Source organism: Streptomyces sp. W16 (assembly GCF_033194735.1).
GTDB lineage: Bacteria > Actinomycetota > Actinomycetes > Streptomycetales > Streptomycetaceae > Streptomyces.
The window spans coordinates 1-1,018 of sequence record NZ_JAWOAI010001147.1 but is presented as its reverse complement, the minus strand read 5'-3'; the positions used below and the strand labels follow the sequence as shown (position 1 = coordinate 1,018).

Below are 1,018 nucleotides of genomic sequence, written 5' to 3'. Positions count from 1 at the left end.
TGCACTGCCGGGACCGCGCCGGGCCGCCGTCGAGTACGAGGATCCCGACCGGCTGCGCCCCAAGCTCCGCGCCGAACTCGGCGCCACCGACCGCCCGTTGCTCGTCGCCGTCGGCTCGCTCGACCGGCAGCGCGGCTACGACACCCTCCTGGACGCCTCACGAGGCTGGTGCCGCCTCGATCCGACACCGCTGCTCGTGATCGCGGGGGAGGGGCCGCTGCGGGCCGAGTTGCAGCGGCGGATCGAGGACGAGGAGTTGCCGGTCCGGCTCGTCGGGCGCCGCGACGACGTGGGTGAACTGCTCGCCGCCGCCGACCTCGCGCTCCTGCCCAGCAGTTGGGAGTCCCGCTCGGTGATCGCGCAGGAGGCCCTCCACGCCCGCGTGCCGCTGGTCGCGACCGCCGTCGGCGGCATCCCCGAACTCGTCGGCGACGCCGCCGAACTCGTGCCCTACGGCGACGCGAAGGCCCTCTCCGACGCGGTCACCCGTCTGCTGCGCGACCCCGAACGCCGGGAACTGCTGCGGGAGAAGGGCGTCCGGCAGGCGGCCACCTGGCCCACCGAGGACGAGACCGTCGCCCAAGTGCTGAGTGTCTACGACGAGTTGACCCAGCCACTGCCGCTGACCTGACAGGCCGTCCTACGGCACCAGCCTGCGGGCCCGCAGCGCCAGGCTCAACGCCAGTACCGTCTGCGGGTCTTCGAGGTCGGTGCCGAGCAACTCCCCGATGCGGGCGAGGCGGTTGTAGAGGGTCTGTCGGTTGAGGTGCAGTTCGCGTGCCGTCTCCGCCTTGCGGCCCGCGTGCGCCAAGTACGTTTCCAGGGTGGGGAGAAGGGGCGGCTTGGAGCGGTTGTCGTGGTCGCGGAGCGGGCCGATCGCGCGCTCCACGAAGGCCGCCAGGTCCGGGTGGTCGCGCAGTCGCCACAGCAGCAGCTCGATGTCCAGGCGCCGGGCGTCGTACCAGGGGCGGTCGGACAGGCCCTGTGCCGCCGTCGCCGTCTCGGCCGCGTGCCGGAG

General features: G+C 73.3%; 2 protein-coding genes. One reads left to right on the top strand and one right to left on the bottom strand.

The window, feature by feature from the left end; all coding sequences use genetic code 11:
• Positions 1-631 (top strand): glycosyltransferase family 4 protein (locus R6V09_RS53825; RefSeq protein ID WP_317888650.1); only part of this gene is annotated, 631 nt, incomplete at its 5' end.
• Positions 632-640: 9 nt separating this feature from the next.
• On the opposite strand, the gene R6V09_RS53820 is transcribed toward R6V09_RS53825, so the two are convergent.
• Positions 641-1,018: PucR family transcriptional regulator (locus R6V09_RS53820; protein WP_317888649.1), on the bottom strand; the 378-nt coding region annotated here is incomplete at its 5' end.